This is a genomic window from Acinetobacter sp. YH12136 (genome assembly GCF_013418545.1).
Lineage (GTDB): Bacteria > Pseudomonadota > Gammaproteobacteria > Pseudomonadales > Moraxellaceae > Acinetobacter > Acinetobacter towneri.
Map to the genome: position 1 here is coordinate 13,211 of NZ_VPBV01000017.1, position 17,671 is coordinate 30,881.

The window sequence follows — 17,671 nt, forward strand, 5'->3', positions numbered from 1 at the left end:
CTTTATTATAGGATGAAGATAAGTGAATTTATATTCATCTTGAATATGGCGTCCCTACGGGGATTCGAACCCCGGTTACCGCCGTGAAAGGGCGATGTCCTAGGCCTCTAGACGATAGGGACTTGATGAGGCAACACAGGTAAAGCCTTATTTAAACTTGGTGGAGTCAAGCGGGATCGAACCGCTGACCTCTACAATGCCATTGTAGCGCTCTACCAACTGAGCTATGACCCCAGTCTGTGTGAGCGCAATATTAGGGCTATTGCGCGCACACGTCAACAAAAAAATGAATTAAGCTGGATCAATTGCATCATTTTTCGGCAATTTGATGCTTTCATTCAGTTTTTCCCAGACTTTAACTTCTTTTTTGCTTGGTCCGCCAACCACTTCTAAGGCATGACGCAAACGCGCAAAGGTCAGGTCAGGACCAATGGTGACCATGGTTTGCATCACAGGTGTAGATGCGGTTGAACCTGCAATTGCAATAAAGAACGCAGGCATGAAATCACGCAATTTGATTTCCATTTGGTTGGCTAAATCCATTAGGGTTTGGCTCACCGTGTCGTTGTTCCAAGTAAATAGACTTTCTAAACGCCAAATTGCAAATTGTAGGCTTTGACGCACTTGTTCTTCAGACAGTTTTTTACTTTCAAACTGTTCCTTGCTCAAGCTTGGGAAATGGTTGAAGTAATGTGCAGACCAATTGACCGCTTCTGAGAGTAAATTAATACGCGGTTGAATCGCGGCAGCAATCTCTTCCAATTTGGCACGATCTGCTTTCCAAGCCAATAAGGTATCTAACAGCTCAGCAGGTGAAAGCGCTTTAATCCATTGACCATTCAGCCAGTTCAATTTTTCCACATCAAAAATTGGGCCACCCAGTGATACACGTTGAATATCAAAGTGTTCAATCATTTCGGCCAACGTGAATTTTTCACTTTCATCTGGCATTGACCAACCCATACGGCCTAAGTAGTTCAGCAAGGCTTCTGGCAGTACCCCAATATCTTTATAGTAGTTAATTGAAGTTGGGTTTTTACGCTTAGACAATTTAGATTTATCTGGGTTACGTAACAATGGCATGTGGCATAACACAGGCATATCCCAACCAAAATATTGATAAAGCAATTGGTGTTTCGGTGCCGATGGAATCCATTCTTCACCACGAATCACGTGAGTGATTTGCATCAAATGGTCATCGACCACGTTGGCCAAATGGTAAGTTGGCAAGCCATCTGTTTTCAGCAAAATTTGCATATCGACTTGCGCCCATGGAATTTCCACTTCACCGCGCAGCATGTCATTAAATTTACATACGCCTTCGGTTGGCACTTTCATACGAATAACATGCGCTTCGCCTGCCGCTAAACGACGCTGCACTTCATCTGCAGACAAGTTTAAACCACGACCATCGTAGCGCGGGCTTTCACCACGTGCTTGTTGTTCTGCACGCATTTGATCTAGTTCTTCGCTAGTAGCGAAGCAATAGAAAGCATGCCCTTGTTCAACCAATTGCAAGGCGTATTGCTTATAAATATCCATACGTTCAGATTGGCGATACGGTGCATGTGGGCCGCCGATATCTGGACCTTCTGCCCAATTTAAGCCTAACCAACGCAATGAATCCAAAATCATTTTTTCAGATTCAGGGGTTGAGCGCAGTTGGTCAGTATCTTCAATACGAAGAATAAATTCACCACCGTGTTGTTTGGCAAAACATAAGTTAAACAAGGCGATATACGCTGTTCCCACGTGCGGGAAACCAGTAGGAGAAGGCGCGATACGAGTACGAACAGTCATAAGCAAAAATTAATTCAAAATGTAAATTGCAACCATTATAACGAAAAAGCCCAAGTACTTAATGTTAAATTCAACATTCTGTACTTGGGCGTTTCAACTGCATTTGAAAAGGGGATTAAAGGCAGTGAGTTTGATGCAGACTTATGAGTTACCTTGCGGGAATAAGGCTTGTACAAAACGGCTAAAACGCTGATTTTGCAAGGCAAAGAAATTTTGAGTTGGAGCGACATGAATGGAAGTCAGCACTTTTAAATCATTATTCGATTCAAACTTTTGCTTGTCTGCCTGTTTTTGCTGGGTAATGGCTTTTTCAATTAAAGAGCCTTTTGCCTCAGTTAAATTGGTTTTGCTTTCAGCAGATTTGATCACTGCACTGTGACCGACTGTACTTAAGCTGAGTAATACTGCGAACATGAGTTTAGATTTCATTTTGATTCCCCCTTTCCTTTATGAGTGAACTCACAATTTATAAATTGTTTTAATCACTTTAATATTTAATCACAAAAATCATAACAAAAGTAGATTTGCGTCACACTCTTAATAAGATCTTTATCATCATTTACTCACTATATACCGATTTTTCAGATGATCTTTGATTTAGAACATGTTGTAACAAACAACTGTGGAGATATCGTGAAGATTGTTACAAAAGTCACAATAAAATAGTTTTGAAGCGGGTTTGATTGCTGTGATGTCGCTTATTTTACCGTTGAGTCTAAAAACGGATCAAAGTTTTATTCACTTTTTATATATCTAATCCATAAAAAGGTATAAATTTGGAATAAACGCCGCATCTTGAATTAAATTGATTAAAAACAATTAATTAAAGCTAAATTATTTGAATTTAATCATTTTTTGCATGTTTTTTACAAATTGCGCAGCGCCTGAGCATTGCATATATTGAGCGACAGATTAAAGGTGATGTGTGCTGTAATGAAAACTCAATTGAAAGCTTTATTGGCTGCTGCGCTATTGGCAACAGGTTTTGCTGCAACGACTGCTCAGGCTGCAGATCGTCAGTTTTTAAATGTATCGTATGATGCGACCCGCGAATTTTATGATGAATTTAACAAGTCGTTTGGTCAGTACTGGAAAAAACGTACAGGTTTAGACGTCAACTTTAAACAATCACATGGTGGTTCAGGCAAGCAAGCGCGTTCTGTGGTCGATGGTTTAAAGGGCGATGTCGTAACTTTGGCATTGGCGAATGACATTGAAGAAATTGTAAAGTCAGGTCAAATCCAAGCAGGTTGGCAAAAAGAATTTCCTCATAACTCTGCGCCTTATACCTCGACCATCGTCTTTATGGTGCGTAAAGGCAATCCGAAAAACATTAAAGACTGGAATGACTTAACCAAACCAGGCGTACAAATTATTACCCCTAACCCGAAAACAGGTGGTTTGCCACGTTGGGTGTATTTATCGGCTTGGGGTTATGCAGAAAAGCAGCCGGGCGGCTCTAAGGCCAAAGCGCAAGAATTTGTGGGCAAGATGTACCACAATGTAAAAGTGATGGATTCGGCAGCACGTGCGTCGATGACTACATTTGCTGAACGTGGCATTGGTGATGTGTTGTTGACTTGGGAAAATGAAGCCCTTGTAACTTTAAAAACCTTAGGCAAAGACAAGTTTGATATTGTTTATCCATCTATTTCTATTTTGACTGAACCTTCGGTGGCAATCGTAGACCGCACAGTAGAAAAAAATGGCAATAAATGGTTAGCGACAGGCTATATCAACTATTTATATTCACCTTTAGGTCAGGAAATGGCGGCTAAGCATTTCTACCGTCCACGTAATGAAAAAGTCCTTGCAAAATATGCAGCACAATTCCCGAAATTAAAAACCTTCACGATTGATGAAGTGTTCGGTGGCTGGGAAAATGCACAAAAAACACATTTTGTGAATGGTGCGATTTTCGACCAAATTTATAATACTAAGCGTTAAACAGATATCCATTTTCGGCTAATCTTTTATTGGATTGGCACACAAAAAAATCTCTACGGAGATTTTTTTGTGCTTTAAAAAAGTCAAAAACGGTTTTCCCTATGGAAAGTAATATTTATCTACAAAAAGACGTTTGGAGCTTTGCCAAAACAAGGTAATAATGTGCAGTTACATTTTAGCTGTATTGATTGAACCTTATGTCGCATATTTCTGTATTACTTCATGAAACTGTTGATGCCGTGTTGGCAGATCGCAATACAGGAATTTATGTCGATGCCACCTTTGGACGAGGTGGACACACGCGTTTGTTGTTATCCAAATTGGATGCGCAGGCGCGAGTTTATGCCTTTGATAAAGATCCACAAGCTTTGGCCGTGGCAGCAGAATTGGGACAGCAAGATTCGCGATTTCAAATTATTCATGCCAGTTTTGCTGATATGCAGCAAGCGTTGAATGATTTGGGCGTCACTCAGGTCGATGGTGTGATGGCCGATTTAGGCGTGTCGTCACCACAGCTAGATCAGGCAGAACGCGGTTTTAGCTTTATGAAAGACGGCCCGCTTGATATGCGTATGGACAATTCACAAGGCCCGACTGCAGCAGAATGGCTGGTGGATATTGAAGAAGAAGCCTTAGCCAATGTGATTTTTCAATATGGTGAAGAACGTTATAGCCGCCGTATTGCCAAAGCCATTAAACAGGCGGGTTATATTGAAACCACCGCACAATTGGCTGAAATTGTAAAAGTTGCCCATCCGAAGTGGGAAAAAAACAAACACGCTGCAACGCGTACTTTTCAGGCAATTCGTATTGCGATTAATAAAGAATTAGAAGATATTGAAAACTTCTTGCCGCAAGCCGTTGAGGTGTTAAAACCCGAAGGTCGTTTGGCGGTAATTAGCTTCCATTCTTTGGAAGATCGTTTAATTAAACAGTTTATTCAAAAAGAATCGAGCCTGCCTGAAGATTCGGGTTGGGGCTTGCCACAACAGCAACAAGATACACGTCGATTGAAAAAAATATCACGTGTGCGTGCCAGTGATGAAGAAGTCAAAGCCAATCCACGCTCACGCAGCGCATGGCTACGTGTTGCAGAACGATTAGCTTGAAAAGGCCAATAATGAAAACTGAAACCGTTGAAAAAAATCAATCTCAAGTGCGACTGAAAAAAATGGTCGCCTATTTTATTTTATTGGCGCTGGTATTTATCAGCGCGATTATGGTGGTGTTTCAAGTGTTTGAATATCGCCATGATTATCGTGAGCTGAGTTCTTATATGCGCGAGCGAGATGACTTAAATGCCGAATGGGGGCGTTTACTGATTGAGCAACAAACCTTTGGGGCAACAGCACAAATTGGTACCCGTGCTGTGACGCAACTGCGCATGTACTCACCACCTGCAGCACAAACGGTGGTGATTTCTTTGCCTACAACTTCAGAACAATAAGGCGGCTAGCACATGGTCGATGCGCGTAAAAAGCAAACCCGAAAGAAACAACAATCGGTCACTGGGAAAAATGCCATTCATGTTGAAATGTGGCGTTTTTACTTAATGTGGAGCGTGGTTCTACTGGTCTTTGTGGCACTGGTGGGACGGGCATTCTATGTGCAAATTATCAACCATGATTTTTTACAAAACAAAGCCAATGCCAATATTTTAAGAACTGAAAAACTAAAAGCCATGCGTGGGGTGATTTATGACCGCAATGGCGTGCCTTTGGCAATTAGTACCCCAATTATGAAAGTGGTGATCGATCCACGTGATTATTTTGACAATAAAAAGCTGTTTGATGAAATTACCGCAGAGCTGGAAAAAAATCCGACTAGCCGTAAATTGCGTCGTCAGTTACCAGATAAAAACTTAAATTTAGATGAACTGGCCGATGCGGTTGGCATGGATCGTCAGGAACTCAAACAAAAAATGAATGAGCGTCCACGCTCACGTTATTTGGTGCTGCAAAAAGAAGTGCCACCGCAACAGGCAGAACTGATTCTAAAACGCAATTTCCAAGGGGTATATACCGAAAAAAACTATAAGCGTTATTACCCACAGCCGCAGCCGAATGCACAAATTATTGGTTTGACCAACAGTGAGGGCACAGGTATTGAAGGCTTGGAAATGCAGCTGAATACCCGTTTGGCTGGTGTAGATGGCGAACAGCAAATCATCCGTGACAAAAAAGGTAACCGAGTTAAAGACCCTGAGGTCATTAAAGAAGTAGAACCGGGTGAAAATATCACCTTAAGTATTGATTCACGTTTGCAGTACATTATGTACCGTGAATTAACCGCAGCAGGTGTCGCCAATAATGCACGTTCGGCAACTGCTATTACGGTGGATGTCAAAACAGGTGAAATTCTGGCAATGACCAGTTGGCCATCGTACAACCCGAACGACAAAAAAAGCTTATCGAACAAAGATGCGATGCGTAACCGTGGCGCGGTCGATTCTTTTGAGCCGGGTTCGACCATGAAACCGATGACGGTGGCAATGGCACTGGAAAGCGGTAAATATTCACCGAATACCGTGGTCAATTTAAGCGGTGGTTCAATGCGGGTGGGTAATCACACCATTCGCGATACTCATAATTATGGGTCACTGACTCTGGCGGGGATTATTCAAAAATCATCTAACGTAGGTGTGGCGAAAATTGCCTTGTCGTTACCTTATGCAACTTTGCCAACTTTCTATAAACGTCTCGGTTTTGGTGCACGTTCTGCTGTTAAATTCCCGGGTGAAAGTGCAGGTTTAATCTTGCCGCCAAGTAAATGGAATGTATCAGAAGTGGCGACCATGTCCTATGGCTATGGTTTAAATGCCACTGTGCTGCAATTGGCAGATGCCTATGCCATGCTGGCCAATAAAGGCGTTAAAATGCCGCTTAGCCTATATAAGCTGGAAGAACAGCCCAAAGGCGAACAAATTGTGGATGCCAAAATTGCCGATCAAGTGATGCTGATGATGGAAGCGGTGACCTTGCCAGGCGGTACTGCTCGTCAAGCCAATATTCCAGGCTATCGGGTTGCAGGTAAAACAGGGACGGCACATAAACTCCGTGCAGACCGCAAAGGTTACTCACAAACCGAATATCGTGCTTTATTTGCAGGGGTTGCCCCAGTGAGTGATCCACGTTTGGCAATGGTGGTGGTCGTAGAAAACCCAACGGGTCAGTATTATGGCGGTTTGGTGGCAGCGCCTGTGTTTGCTCGTGTGATGCAAGAATCGTTACGTTTAATGAACGTGCCTTTAGATAAACCTTTAGAAACTCTCAACACTCCATAACAGGTGACGCATGTCGATTCGCTTTCAAGATATTTACCGCACAGCAAGCGTTGCAGATTGGATGATACAAGACTTTCAGGGCTTTCAACTCGACAGCCGCCATGTGACAGCAGGGCAAATTTTTATTGCCCTGACCAGTTTGTCGCAGCCTGAAAAAACCGCACAATTTGCACAAGCAGCTTTAGATCAAGGTGCTTTGGCGGTGATTTCGGAAACTGAACTGGCAGTTGCCAATAATTTGGTGGTGCCAGATGTGCGTCAGCGCATGGGACAGTGGCAAAAACAATATTTACAAGCACGACAGCCTGTACCTTTAGCGCGTATGCTTGCAGTCACGGGCACCAATGGTAAAACCACCATTTCCCGCTTAATTGCTGAGTTGTTAATGTTACAAGCCCAACGCTGTGCGGTAATGGGCACCACAGGCAACGGAATTTTGCCTAATTTGGAAGCTTCAACACATACCACTTTAGATGCCTTGCAACTGCAAAATGCTTTATACAGCTATGCACAACAGGGGGCAAAATTTGCCGCAATTGAAGCCAGTTCACATGGTTTGGAGCAAGGGCGCTTAAATGGCTGCGATATTGAAATTGCGGTATATAGCAACCTGAGCCGTGATCATTTGGATTATCACGGTACTTTAGAGGCGTATGCTGCAGCCAAAGCCATGCTGTTTCAGTTTGCCAGTTTAAAAGTTGCAATTGTCAATTTAGATGATGAATATGCTGGGATCATGTTGCAAGCGGCGCAACAGAACCCTGCGCAACCGAAAATTTTGACTTATTCCACGCAGCAAGCGGCAGACTATCAAGTACAGCAGATTGAATACAGTCTGAATGGTGTACGTTTCCATCTACAAACTGCTACGGCAGAATATGTGGTGCAAAGTCCGTTGCTCGGACATTTTAATGTTGAAAACTTGGTCGCGAGTTTAATCGCAGCAGAGCAAGCAGGTTTTGCATTACAGGATTTAATACACACGACTGCACAACTCAAAGGCGCACCGGGGCGTATGCAAGTGTTGCGTGATGCAGAGCGTTTATTTGTGGTGGATTATGCACACACGCCAGATGCCCTAATTCAAGTGTTGCAAACCTTAAAACGCCATGTTAGCGCACAGCTTTGGGCGGTGTTTGGCTGCGGTGGAGATCGGGATCGTGGTAAACGCCCACTGATGACCCAAGCGGCATTGGACTATGCCAATGTTGTGCTTTTGACTTCTGATAACCCGCGTACAGAAGATCCTTTGCAAATTTTTGCCGATATGCAGACAGGTGTCGATTTGTCGGTGGCACAGAGCCATGAAATTCATGATCGTCGTGAAGCGATTAAATATGCAGTCAAACATGCACAGTCAGGCGATATTGTCTTGATTGCAGGCAAAGGTCATGAAAACTATCAAGAAATAGATGGGGTAAGACACTGGTTTGACGATGTGGTTGAAGTGCAATCTGCGATAGATGCACAGCATTGTTCACCTTCTGCTTATCCTGCCCAATAAGGAATTTGTATGCACACTTCCACCACCAGTACCGCAATTTTAGAACCTTGGACTGCCGAACAACTCAAACAGGCAACACAGGGTTATTGGTTCAATGGGCAAGCACCGCAAGGCGAGATTAAACGTATTTTAACCGATTCACGTCATGCCGAAGCAGGTGATGCCTTTTTGGCTTTAAAAGGTGAGCGTTTTGATGCGCATGATTTTGTGGCACAAGTAGCGACTCAGGGCTGTTCTATGGCAATTGTCAGCCAGCCTGTAGACGCAGATATTTGCCAATTGGTCGTGCCTGATACCCGTTTAGCTTTAGGACACTTGGGCGCATTTCGTCGTCAGCAACATCCTCAGTTAAAAGTGATTGCGTTAACAGGCAGTAGCGGTAAAACCACCACTAAAGAAATGCTCGGTAGTATTTTGTCACGTTTGGCACCGACTTTAATTACCCGTGGCAACCTGAATAATGACTTGGGTGTGCCGATGATGTTATTGGAGTTGAATGCAAGCCATCAATATGCAGTGATGGAATTAGGCGCCAGTCATCAAGGTGAAATCGATTACACCTCAAACTTGGTGCAGCCGCAGGTGGCAGGCATTATCAATATTGGTACTGCGCATTTGGGTGAGTTTGGTGGACGTGAGGGCATTTGTCGGGCTAAGTCTGAAATTTATGCACATATTGCCCCACAAGGCACGGCCATTGTCCCTGCTGGCGATGATTTTGCCGGACAGATTCAGCAAGCGGTTCAGTCGGAACAGCGTCTAAGTTTTGGTGAAGGCGGTGATGTGTTTGCGACAGACATTCAGTTGCAGCCACAATCGGCAAGTTTTTGTTTAAATACCGCCCACGGTGTGCGTCAGATTCATTTACCCTTTGCAGGTGAACACAATGTACAAAATGCCACGGCAGCTGCGGCTTTTGCACTGGCAATTGGCGTAAGTTTAGATGATATTGTCTCAGGCTTGGAGCAGGCACAAGGCGCAAAAGGCCGCTTGAACTTTATTCAGCATGGCGCACATTTGTTCATTGACGACACCTATAATGCCAATCCAACCTCTATGCGTGCTGCAGGCGAAGTCCTTGCACAGCAAACAGGTGTGCGAGTTATGGTCATTGGTGATATTGGTGAACTGGGCAATAGCGCAGCACAACAGCACTATATGTTGGGGCGTGATTTGGTGTCTATTGGTGGCATCAACTTTGTGGTGGCGGTCGGTGAATTTGCACCTGCGACCCAAGAAGGTGCACGTAGTACCCAATATGGAAAAAAATTACAGGCTTTTGTCACTCAAGAACAAGCCTTACCGTTTTTAATTGATCTGGTAAAAACACATCAACCTCAGTCCATGAGTTTCCTATTTAAAGGTTCTCGTTATACCCATATGGAAACGTTGATGGCTGCATTGATGGAGAAAATTTAAATGCTGTTATGGTTATTTGAACAGCTGGCGGGCTATAACAGCTCGTTTCAGGTGGTTCGCTATTTAACATTACGTTCATTACTGAGTGTATTGACTGCGCTTGGCATCGGTTTGGTGCTAGGCCCTGTGATGATTCGTAAATTACAAGCATTAAAATACGGTCAAGCAGTCAGCTCTTATGCACCTGAAGGGCATGCCAAAAAAATGGGTACGCCAACCATGGGCGGGGTGTTAATCCTACTTTCCATTGGTATTTCGACCCTATTGTGGGCAGATTTATCTAACCCTTACGTCTGGATTGTACTGGCAGTTATGGTCATTTTTGGCGCTGTAGGCTGGGCAGATGACTGGATTAAAATTCGCTACAAAGACAATGCGGGTTTGCCAGCGCGTAAAAAATTCTTCTGGACTTCGGTAGCATCATTGGGTGCGGGTATTGCATTGTATGTGATTGCAACCCAACAGCCAAATCCTGCACAAACTGCAGATATGCTGGATGTGTTGATTCCATTTTTTAAAGATTTCAGCATTCCATTGTCGTTGATTCCACTCGGTATTGGCTTCATTATCTTTACCTATTTGGTGATTAATGGTGCCTCAAATGCGGTGAACCTAACTGATGGTTTAGATGGCTTGGCAATTATGCCAATCGTGTTGGTTGCGGCAGGTTTGGGCGTCTTTGCCTACTTGGCGGGGGATGTTCGTTTTGCTGATTATTTGCATATCCCTTATGTGAAATATGCGTCTGAGTTGGTGGTAATCTGTGCCGCGATGATTGGAGCAGGCTTAGCCTTCCTGTGGTATAATGCGCATCCTGCACAAGTCTTTATGGGCGATGTCGGTGCATTGTCTTTGGGGGCAATGCTGGGTACGATTGCCGTGATGGTACGTCAGGAAATCGTGTTTGCGATTATGGGCGGAGTGTTTGTGGTTGAAGCGATTTCGGTATTCCTGCAAATTGGCTCACTACGTATGCGCAATAAACGGGTATTCTTAATGGCGCCGTTGCATCACCACTATGAAAAGAAAGGCTGGCGTGAAACTCAAGTGGTGATTCGTTTCTGGATTATCACAATTATGCTGGTGGTTTTAGGTTTAATGACTTTAAAATTACGTTAAGCCTATCCAACCGAAAATTTTAAAAGTCGGCACTTGCCGACTTTTTTATGTGGTTCACTCTGGAGAAAATGATGAATTTGCTGATGTGTCCTGTGTGTCGTCAGGTATTGCAACTGCATGATCGAACGTGGCGTTGTGCCAGCAATCACAGCTATGATGTTGCGAAACAAGGCTACGTCAATTTGCATGTGGTGCAGCATAAGCACAGTAAAAATCCGGGGGATACACCTGCTTCGGTGCAGGCACGTCGTGCATTTTTAAGTGCAGGGCATTATGCGCCCTTGCAACAGGTAGTGGTGCAAAAAATTCGCACCTTACGCATCGAAAATTTGTTGGATATTGGCTGTGGTGAAGGCTATTACACCGCAGCCATGCAAGGCGAAGTGTTGCAGTGTGTCGGGGTGGATATTGCCAAGAATGCCGTACAAGTGGCGGCGAAACTGAATCCCGCAGTGACTTGGGTGGTGGGGACGGGGGCAACTTTGCCTGTTTTAGAACATTGTATTGATTTATGTACCAGCTTGTTTAGCCCAATTCCACAACAGGAAATTTTGCGGGTTTTAAAACCACAAGGCTATTTGTTGGTAGTAACGCCTGCGCCTGAGCATTTATTGGCGATGCGTCAAGCTTTGTTTGAAGAAGTGAAGCCGCATGAACCTGAAAAATTTATCGCTCAATTGCAAGATGACTTTGATTTAGTCGATGCTAGCGTAGTGGAAACGCCGTTACAGCTCAATCAAAACGATTTAAATCATTTAATTGCTATGACACCTTATGCTTACAAAGCCAAAGCAGAGCGTCGTCAGGTTTTAGAACAACAAACTCAATTTGATGTGACAGCACAACATCAAATTTATCTGTTTCAGAAAAAGTAAGTTCGAGTTGCCCATAAAAAAATCCCTCATTTTTGTAAATGAGGGCTTTTTTCTGACTACTTGTCCGCGGTTATAAGACTTCGTCAATTAAGTTTTCTAACGCATCGGGAGCAGGTTTGGCTGCATTGGGTTTAGCAGGGCTGTTGTTTGGCGCTTGCATGGCAGGCGGTGCAGCGTTTTCAGGAATTAATACCTCCTCGCCTGGTAAATCGTCAAAATCTCGCTCAGGGGCACGTGCTGGCGCAACAGGTGCAGGTCGATACAGTGGACGTGCCAATGGCGGTGAAGCACGATAATCCTGCTTCTGTTCTGCATTCATTTGATTAAGTTCACGTTGTGGCGCTTTGGCTTTGCTGTCTAAACTGACCCATGCTTCAGGTGTGCCTTTGAGTGCATTGCCCATAAAATCTGTCCAAATTGGCAGCGCTGCGACCCCCCCATATTCACGACGTCCTAAAGTGGTAGGTTGGTCAAAGCCCACCCAAGCCACAGTCACCAGTTTGCCGTTGAAACCTGCGAACCAAGCGTCTTTGGCATCGTTGGTGGTTCCCGTTTTACCGCCAATATCGCCACGACCAATTCTGAGCGCAGCACGTCCAGTACCATGTTGAATTACGTCACGTAAAATATTGGACATATCATACGCCGAGCTAGATTTTAAAATACGTTGTGCCTGTTTGTACTGACTACGCTCTGCCAATAAGTTCGGATTTTGTTCAGCTTGTGCCAGTTTTTTATTGGTCACTTCAATCACTTCATCATCTGGCGTGGTGGCTTCGGCACTTTCAGTCGTTTGTTCTTTGGAATTAATACAAGCAATACACGCATATTCAGGATTGGCTTGATAAATCACCTTGCCATAAGCATCTTCAATACGGTTAATAAAGTGCGGTTGAATACGGTAACCCCCATTGGCAAAAGTGGCATAACCCGTTGCCATTTGAATAGGCAAAACTTGTGGCGTACCCAATGCAATCGTGTAGTTACGCGGAATCTGATCTTCCTGCAAACCAAAATCCATGAATAGTTGGCGGGTACGCTCAATACCGACTTCTTGTAATAAACGTACAGAAACGGTATTTCGTGACAAATATAACGCACGTCGTAACGGAATCATGCCTAAATGGCGACCATCGGAGTTACGTGGTGTCCATTTGCCAATGGTGATTGGACTGTCATTGACCATAGTATGTGGTGTCATGCCACGCTCTAAAGCCAGAGCATACACAAAAGGTTTAATGGTAGAACCTGGTTGGCGCCAACCTTGTAAAGTACGGTTGAATTTGGATTGATAGAAATTATATCCACCCACCAACGCTTCAATGGCGCCGTTATTCGGGTTAATTGCGACCAATTGACCTTGCACTTTCGGTACTTGTACCAATGACCAAGCGGTTTTATTTTCATTTGGACGTAAACGGACAATATCTTTAACTTTTACAATCTGTGCCGCGCGACTTGGCGCATTGCCTACACTGTTGGCATTGCGATAGGGGCGTGCCCAAGACATACCTGACCACGGTACAGTAACCGTTGTGCCATCTTGCATTAACGCTTCAAAAGAATTATTCAGCACTTTGCTGACTTGCGCAGGGTAGGTGTTGGCATAAGCACGAAACTCGTTCAGCGGTTTGTCATGTGCCTCTGCACCACGCCATCCATGACGACGATCATAGGCTTCTAGACCTTCTTGCACCGCCTGTTCAGCATACATCTGACGTTTGCTATCTACAGTCGTGTAAACTTTATAGCCTGAATCAACCGCTTGTTCGCCAAATTTACTGACCAGTTCAGCACGTACCATTTCTCCAATATACGGATGTTTATTGCTGATGCTGCGGTCTGGCATATCTAAAATAATGGGTTCAGCAATGGCTTTTTGGTATTCATTTTGGTTGATATAGCCCAGTTGCAGCATACGTCCCAAAATCCAGTTGCGACGCTCCAAAGCACGCTCAGGATTTACCACGGGATTGTAGCGCGAAGGTGCTTTAGGTAGGCCTGCAATCATCGCCATTTGTGCAATCGACAGTTCTTCTAGGCTTTTGTTGTAATAAATTTTGGCAGCTGCCGCGATGCCATAGGCATTTTTACCCAAAAAGATTTTATTGACGTATAAGGTCAAAATTTCTTCTTTGCTCAGGTTTTGTTCAATTTTACGCGCTAAAAAGATTTCGGTGAGTTTGCGCTTTAAGGTGCGTTCAGGACTGAGATAATAGTTTTTTGCCACTTGCATGGTAATGGTCGAGCCGCCAGTTTGCACATTGGAGCCTGTTACCGCCTCGCTCACCGCGCGCCCCAAGCCTTTGAAGCTAATCCCACTGTGTTCAAAAAAAGCAGAATCTTCGGCTGCTAAGAACGCAAAAATGAATTTTTCAGGAATATGTTCATAATCGACAGGCACAGAAAGCTTGCCGCCATACTCCGCAATCAGCTCATTATCGGCACTATAAACCTGCAATGGTTTTAATAATGGCGCTTTTTTTAAGGTGGTCATTTCTGGCAAAGATGGGGCAATATAGAGATACATGCCATAGAAACCCATCGGTATTGCGACCAAAATTATAATTATGATCAAAAAAAATGGATGAACACGACCCGAACAAGATAGCTTTTTCATAACAAGTGCGTTTTAATAAGCGCTAATAGCAAACTAATTGCTGGTCAGTATAGCGAGTAGATTTACGGATTGTTAGATGAATTATTGTATCCGTAAAAAATTATAGACCAGCGCGGATTAGTAGGTTAAATTTTTTTGGGGATAAAAAAATAATAGGAATGGTACTATTGTGCGTAGGTTATATCGTAAGCCAAGTAAGGGGTTAATAGGTGTAGATATTAGTTCTACTTCTGTTAAGTTATTAGAACTCTCTGTTAAGAATGGTAGATACTGGGTCGAGAGCTATGCGCTGGTCCCACTTCCAGAAGGCAGTGTGGTTGAAAAAAACATTCTCAATCCAGAAGCAGTCGGGGATGCGCTTGAACGTGCATTGAACTTAGCAAACACGCAATCTACATCTGCAGCATTAGCAATTCCAACCTCAATGGTGATTACCAAAATCATTGAAATGGATGCAGATATGACTAGCGATGAGCGTGAAGTTCAAATTCGTATGGACGCCGAGCAATATATTCCATTCCCATTAGATGAAGTCAGCCTAGACTTTGAAGTCCAACCAGACCGTTTAGCCAATCCAAACCGAGTCAATGTGTTACTGGTTGCAACACGTTTAGAAAACGTAGAAGCACGAGTAGAAGCATTGGAGTTGGGCGGCTTGACAGCCAAAATTGCCGATGTCGAAAGTTTTGCCATCGAAAATGCCTTTAAAGTGTTCTCCGATACCCTGCCAATGGGTGTGAACACCATTGGTATTTTGGATATTGGTCATACCATGACCACCTTGTCGGTACTGCAAAATAACAAAATTATTTATACCCGCGAGCAAACCTTTGGCGGTAAGCAGCTGACACAAGAAATTCAAAACCGTTATGGTTTGTCGTATGAAGAAGCAGGGCGTGCGAAAAAAAGCCGTACTTTGCCAGATGACTACGATGTAGAAGTGCTCGAACCGTTCTTAGAAGCGGTGGTGCAACAAGCTGCACGTTCATTGCAGTTCTTTTTCTCATCTTCACAATTTAACGAAATTGATCACATTTTATTGGCAGGGGGGAATGCCAATATTCCAGGTCTTGCGAAATTGTTGCAGCAAAAACTGGGCTACCGTGTGACCATTGCCAATCCATTCTTGCAAATGGGCTTCTCTCCACAAATCGACATTAAAAGAATTGAAAGTGATGCACCGTCATTGATGGTGGCATGTGGTTTAGCAATGAGGAGTTTTGATTAATGGCAAAGATTAACTTACTCCCTTGGCGCGATGAGCTAAGAGAAAAACGAAAAAAAGAATTTATTGTATTTTGTATTGCAGCGGCTGCTGTTGGGGTGTTATTGGTGACTTTAGCATGGTTCTTCTATAACGCGAAGTTAGAAGATCAAGAACAAGCCAATCAATTGGTGATCAGCACCAACCAAAACCTAGATGTACAATTAAAATCTTTAGAAGGCTTGCAAGAACAGCGGAATGCTATTGTTGAGCGCATGAAGTTAATTCAGGGCTTACAAAGTCAGCGTCCAATCGCTGTGCGTTTAGTGGATGAATTGGTGCGTGTGACACCAAGCAATATGTACTTAACCAAAGTGAGTCGGACAGGCAATAAATTTACTTTTGAAGGCAAGGCTGAAAGTCCAAATACAGTGGCTGAATTCTTGCGTAATTTGGAAGCATCGCCTTGGTATCGCAATGCATTTATGAATTCATTCTTAGCCAAAGAAGAAAACAAAGATAAAGCACCAAGCTCTGTGGTTCCTCGTGTAGAGGAAAGTTACGGTACTTTCGTAGTGACTTCAGATTTAGAAGATATTGCGATTCCTGTAACACCAATAGAACCTAATCCAACATCAGCAGCGGAGGCAGCACAATGAGTCTCGATGAATTTGATGAAGTAAATCAGGATGCTGCTGTTGCTCCGAAAAAGAAAATGACCGTTGAAAAGTTTTTTCAACAGTTCAATACCCTAGATCCAAATAATTATGGTGCTTGGCCGCTTTCGGTCAAAATTACCTGCTGGATTTTTATTATTTTCCTGATTTTGGCTTTAGGTTATTTTGTCGTGATCAAGCCAAAGTTAGATGCCATTGCAGCAGCACAAGCACAAGAACAAAACTTATTAAATGAGTTCCGCGAAAAAGATTCTAAATTGCGTAATTTGCAGCAATATCAAGCACAATTACAAGAAATGGAAGCGAACTTTAATCAACAACTTGAACAATTGCCAAAAGAAACTGAAATTCCAGGATTGGTTGAAGATATTAACGTCACTGGTGTGAATTCAGGTTTAAAGTTTAAAAACATTCGTTTAGAGGATGAGATTAAACAAGAGTTCTTTATTGAACAGCCAATTTCAATTGAAGCAACAGGTGATTACCATGCCTTTGGTTCATTCGTGAGCGGTACGGCAGCATTGCCACGTATTGTGACCATGCACGACTTTGAAATTGTAGCGACTGAAAATACAGACAAGAAAACTGATATTCCGCAAGTAACCTATAAAGCGCAAGCAAAAACTTATCGTTATGTAGGCAGTGCAGATACACAAACTGCGGGTAATGTTGGAGGGGCTGAATAATGAAAATTAAAAAGCTTTCGTTGGCTCTGATGGCGACTCTGTTGATGGTAGGATGTGACTCTCGGATTGATGCTGTGAATACACAAATAGCTGAAATTCGAAATCAGCCGCCACTGCCAATTGAACCCGCACCTGTGTTTGAACCTGCACCAACTTTTAACTATGCAGCACACCAGCTCAAAAGCCCATTTATGCCTAGTTCATTGGCGGCAGAGCTTAAAATAATGGCAGGTAAACGCGTTTATCCGAACCTTGCTCGCCAGTTACAACCCTTGGAAAATTACGCACTTGAATCACTGACCATGAAAGGCAGTATGCGTCAAAATGGTCAAATTTTGGCATTGATTCAAACACCAGACGGTGAAATTGAGCGTATCCAGCGTGGTAGCTATATGGGGGTAAATCATGGTCGTGTAGTAAATATTACACCTACACAAATTGATTTAATCGAAATTATTCCAGATGGTCGTGAAAGTTATGTAGAACGTCCAAGAAGTTTAGTTTTAATTGGGCCTGCGCCATAAATTAAAGGAATAA

The 17,671-nt window shown here is 43.4% G+C and carries 15 protein-coding genes and 2 tRNA genes; 12 read left to right on the forward strand and 5 right to left on the reverse strand.

Going from position 1 to position 17,671, the window contains the following annotated elements:
- Window positions 1–46: 46 nt before the first annotated feature.
- The 4 genes from FTU71_RS09050 to FTU71_RS09065 form a co-directional block, all read right to left on the reverse strand.
- Window positions 47–122 (reverse strand) — tRNA-Glu (locus tag FTU71_RS09050).
- 36 nt (window positions 123–158) lie between these two features.
- Window positions 159–234, reverse strand: a tRNA-Ala gene (locus tag FTU71_RS09055).
- 57 nt (window positions 235–291) lie between these two features.
- Window positions 292–1,800, reverse strand: coding sequence for a glutamate--tRNA ligase (gene gltX, locus FTU71_RS09060; RefSeq protein ID WP_096901292.1), 1,509 nt, complete (start codon window positions 1,798–1,800; stop codon window positions 292–294).
- A gap of 141 nt (window positions 1,801–1,941) precedes the next feature.
- The gene (locus FTU71_RS09065) at window positions 1,942–2,229 is read right to left on the reverse strand and encodes a hypothetical protein (protein WP_180111862.1); all 288 of its coding nucleotides are present in this window, start codon (window positions 2,227–2,229) and stop codon (window positions 1,942–1,944) included.
- Window positions 2,230–2,733: 504 nt separating this feature from the next.
- On the opposite strand from FTU71_RS09065, the gene FTU71_RS09070 reads away from it, so the two are divergent.
- From FTU71_RS09070 to FTU71_RS09105, 8 genes are all read left to right on the forward strand, one after another.
- A complete protein-coding gene (locus FTU71_RS09070; protein WP_096901291.1) occupies window positions 2,734–3,747 on the forward strand; it encodes a sulfate ABC transporter substrate-binding protein in 1,014 nt (337 codons plus the stop codon).
- A gap of 197 nt (window positions 3,748–3,944) precedes the next feature.
- Window positions 3,945–4,856: a 16S rRNA (cytosine(1402)-N(4))-methyltransferase RsmH gene (rsmH, locus tag FTU71_RS09075; RefSeq protein ID WP_096901290.1), complete on the forward strand. Its 912-nt coding sequence runs from the start codon at window positions 3,945–3,947 to the stop codon at window positions 4,854–4,856.
- A gap of 11 nt (window positions 4,857–4,867) precedes the next feature.
- Window positions 4,868–5,194, forward strand: a complete 327-nt coding sequence (ftsL, locus tag FTU71_RS09080; RefSeq protein ID WP_096901289.1) for a cell division protein FtsL — start codon at window positions 4,868–4,870, stop codon at window positions 5,192–5,194.
- A 12-nt stretch (window positions 5,195–5,206) separates the two neighbouring features.
- Window positions 5,207–7,030, forward strand: coding sequence for a penicillin-binding protein PBP3 (gene ftsI, locus FTU71_RS09085; protein WP_096901288.1), 1,824 nt, complete (start codon window positions 5,207–5,209; stop codon window positions 7,028–7,030).
- A 10-nt stretch (window positions 7,031–7,040) separates the two neighbouring features.
- A complete protein-coding gene (locus tag FTU71_RS09090) occupies window positions 7,041–8,534 on the forward strand; it encodes a UDP-N-acetylmuramoyl-L-alanyl-D-glutamate--2,6-diaminopimelate ligase (protein WP_096901287.1) in 1,494 nt (497 codons plus the stop codon).
- Between the two features lie 9 nt (window positions 8,535–8,543).
- Window positions 8,544–9,953 carry a UDP-N-acetylmuramoyl-tripeptide--D-alanyl-D-alanine ligase gene (gene murF / locus FTU71_RS09095; protein WP_096901286.1) on the forward strand — a complete coding sequence of 470 codons (1,410 nt, stop codon included), beginning with the start codon at window positions 8,544–8,546 and terminating at the stop codon, window positions 9,951–9,953.
- A complete protein-coding gene (gene mraY / locus FTU71_RS09100) occupies window positions 9,954–11,072 on the forward strand; it encodes a phospho-N-acetylmuramoyl-pentapeptide-transferase (RefSeq protein WP_019836136.1) in 1,119 nt (372 codons plus the stop codon).
- A 71-nt stretch (window positions 11,073–11,143) separates the two neighbouring features.
- A complete protein-coding gene (locus FTU71_RS09105; protein WP_096901285.1) occupies window positions 11,144–11,947 on the forward strand; it encodes a putative RNA methyltransferase in 804 nt (267 codons plus the stop codon).
- 70 nt (window positions 11,948–12,017) lie between these two features.
- Here the strand turns inward: FTU71_RS09105 and ponA are convergent, their stop codons facing one another.
- Window positions 12,018–14,567: a penicillin-binding protein PBP1a gene (gene ponA / locus FTU71_RS09110; RefSeq protein ID WP_180111864.1), complete on the reverse strand. Its 2,550-nt coding sequence runs from the start codon at window positions 14,565–14,567 to the stop codon at window positions 12,018–12,020.
- A gap of 169 nt (window positions 14,568–14,736) precedes the next feature.
- On the opposite strand from ponA, the gene FTU71_RS09115 reads away from it, so the two are divergent.
- From FTU71_RS09115 to FTU71_RS09130, 4 genes are read left to right on the forward strand one after another with little or no spacing between them, the layout of a single operon-like run.
- The gene (locus tag FTU71_RS09115; RefSeq protein ID WP_004974460.1) at window positions 14,737–15,795 is read left to right on the forward strand and encodes a pilus assembly protein PilM; all 1,059 of its coding nucleotides are present in this window, start codon (window positions 14,737–14,739) and stop codon (window positions 15,793–15,795) included.
- A complete protein-coding gene (locus tag FTU71_RS09120) occupies window positions 15,795–16,430 on the forward strand; it encodes a PilN domain-containing protein (protein WP_070153532.1) in 636 nt (211 codons plus the stop codon). The genes FTU71_RS09115 and FTU71_RS09120 overlap by 1 nt, the downstream gene beginning before the upstream one ends.
- Window positions 16,427–17,134 carry a type 4a pilus biogenesis protein PilO gene (locus FTU71_RS09125; protein ID WP_096901283.1) on the forward strand — a complete coding sequence of 236 codons (708 nt, stop codon included), beginning with the start codon at window positions 16,427–16,429 and terminating at the stop codon, window positions 17,132–17,134. The genes FTU71_RS09120 and FTU71_RS09125 overlap by 4 nt, the downstream gene beginning before the upstream one ends.
- The gene (locus FTU71_RS09130; protein WP_096901282.1) at window positions 17,134–17,658 is read left to right on the forward strand and encodes a pilus assembly protein PilP; all 525 of its coding nucleotides are present in this window, start codon (window positions 17,134–17,136) and stop codon (window positions 17,656–17,658) included. The genes FTU71_RS09125 and FTU71_RS09130 overlap by 1 nt, the downstream gene beginning before the upstream one ends.
- Window positions 17,659–17,671 lie beyond the last annotated feature (13 nt).